Source organism: Thermomonas sp., assembly GCF_025993755.1.
Taxonomy (GTDB): Bacteria; Pseudomonadota; Gammaproteobacteria; order Xanthomonadales; family Xanthomonadaceae; genus Thermomonas.
Genome location: NZ_JAMQHN010000094.1, coordinates 1 through 2,242, shown reverse-complemented (window position 1 = coordinate 2,242; position 2,242 = coordinate 1). Strand labels below are relative to the sequence as shown.

The 2,242-nt window shown below is 65.9% G+C and carries 2 protein-coding genes; both read left to right on the top strand.

The features are described from left to right. The first annotated feature begins 171 nt into the window (after positions 1 to 171). Positions 172 to 696, top strand: a complete 525-nt coding sequence (locus Q0X16_RS06645; protein ID WP_297832297.1) for a pilus assembly protein PilP — start codon at positions 172 to 174, stop codon at positions 694 to 696. A 15-nt stretch (positions 697 to 711) separates the two neighbouring features. Further along, a partial coding sequence (locus Q0X16_RS06640) for an AMIN domain-containing protein (RefSeq protein WP_297832294.1) occupies positions 712 to 2,242 on the top strand: 1,531 nt, incomplete at its 3' end.

Here is a 2,242-nt window from a genome sequence, read left to right as displayed (position 1 = left end):
GCGGCCGGATCGGAGCCAATACCGCACTGGAACTGTCCGGAACGGTCAAGACCTACCGCTACCTGGATGAAGAAGAAGCGGCCGCGGCAGCGAACGACGCCGCTGCGGGTGCGGCACCAGCGGGTGCGGCGCCAGCGCCCGCTGCAGCCCCGGCACAGGGAGGACATTGACATGCGGATGCCCTCGATTCGTCGTGCTTCCGGCGTGCTGCTCGTGTCTCTGGTGTGCGCCACTACGCTGAGTGCCTGCGGCATCGGCCGCAGCGATCTGGAAAAGTGGGTGGCCGAGGTCAAGGCCCGGCCGGCACCGCCGCTGGAGCCGCTGCCGGTCATGAAGCAGTTCGAGACCTTCGAATACACCGCGCAAAACCTGCGCGATCCGTTCGACCAGACCTTCAGTGGCGACGGATCCAGCGGCCCGCGTCCGGATCCGAACCGGCGGCGGCAGACGCTGGAAGGCTTCACTCTCGATACCCTGAAGATGGTGGGAACGCTGGGGAGCGGGAACAACCTGACCGGACTGGTCATGGCGCCCGATCACGTCACCTACAAGGTGGTTCCCGGCAACTACATGGGGCAAAGCGACGGTCGCGTGACCGGCGTGCATGAAGACCGGATCGACCTCGTCGAACTGGTTCCGGATGGTGCAGGTGGCTGGCTGGAACGTCCTGCCAAGCTGTCACTCGAAGCAAATTGATTGGGGAATAAACCGATGACCGTCACCAACGCCAAGCAAACGCTGCCCGCACGGCGCCGCCTGCCCCTCGGGGCCCTGGCTGCAGGGATTGCCGTGGGCCTGTACGCTGCCGGAGCCGGCGCATTCCCTGCGTCCGCGCTTGCGGTCGGCATGGGCCAGTCCGCCACCGGCGCGCTCGCCGATCCGGCCAAGCGCACTCCCGATGCAGTCACCGTGTCCGCGATCGACTTCAAGCGCGGCGACGGCGGATCGGGCAAGCTGATCCTGCGCTTCTCCGGCGACGGTGCGGCGCCGGATCTGCGCACCAACGGCTCCAACGTGGTCGTGGACATCGGCAATGCCACCCTGCCGGCGGCCCTGCAGCGGCCGATCGACGTGCGCGATTTCGCCACCCCGGTGCAGAACGTCCAGGCCCATGCGACCAGCAGCGGCGCCCAACTGGTGCTGGGGACGAGCGGCGCGTTCGAGTCCATGGCCTACCAATCCGGAAATGAGTACATCGTCGAGATCGTGCCGCGGGCGCAGGCGGCAGCGACCACCACCGCCACGCCAGCGGTGGGTGCGGTTGCGTCCGCGACGGGTGACAGTACCGCTGGTGTGCGCTATTCCGGTCGTCCGGTCACGTTCAATTTCCAGGACGTTCCGGTGCGCACCGTCCTGCAGCTGATCGCCGACGAATCCAAGCTCAACATCGTCGCAGCCGACACCGTCACGGGCAACGTCACGCTGCGCCTGATCAACGTGCCCTGGGACCAGGCGCTGGATTTGATCCTGCAGGCCAAACAGCTCGACAAGCGCCGCAACGGCAACGTGATCTGGGTCGCGCCGCAGAAGGAAATCGCCGAGTTCGAGCAGGCCAAGGAAGATGCCCGGATCGCGATCGACGAGCGCGCCGAGAAGGTGACCGAATACATCCCGGTCAACTATGCCAGCGCCGCGAATATCGCCAAGATGCTCACCGATGAAAGCAAGGGCAACCAGGCAGGCGGTGGTAGTGGCGGCGGTGGCGGTGGCGGCCAGAGCAACCAGGATCGCGGTTTCCTGTCCGCGCGCGGCAGCATCAGTTTCGACACCCGCACCAATACCCTGCTGGTGATCGATATTCCGCAGCGGGTCGAGGCGATCCGCAACCTGGTGCGCCAACTCGACAAACCGGTCGACCAGGTGGTGATCGAGGCGCGCATCGTGATCGCCAACGAAAGCGTGGCCCGCGACCTCGGCGCCCGCTTCGGCATCACCGGCTCGGCACGCGACGGCCGCACCCAGTACGGCAACAGCATCGAGAACAACATCGCCAACCAGAATTCGATGGCGAACACCGCCAACGCCAACAACCAGCTGTATCACGACGCGTTGGCCGACTATCTGAACAATTGCCCGACCTGCACGGCCAACGATCCGGGCGCACCGCGCGCGCCGGGCATGGGCTGGAGTCCCACCACGCCCAATTACGGGGTGAACACCATCACCCGTGGCCTGATGAGCAGCCTGCCGGCAATTCTTACCGGCACCAATCCGGGTGCGCTGGCGCTGTCGATCCTCAACG

What these genes read in the sequence shown, in the direction of transcription:
- Q0X16_RS06645 (WP_297832297.1), top strand. Translation starts at nt 172, where the DNA reads ATGCGGATGCCCTCGATTCGTCGTGCTTCCGGCGTGCTGCTCGTGTCT.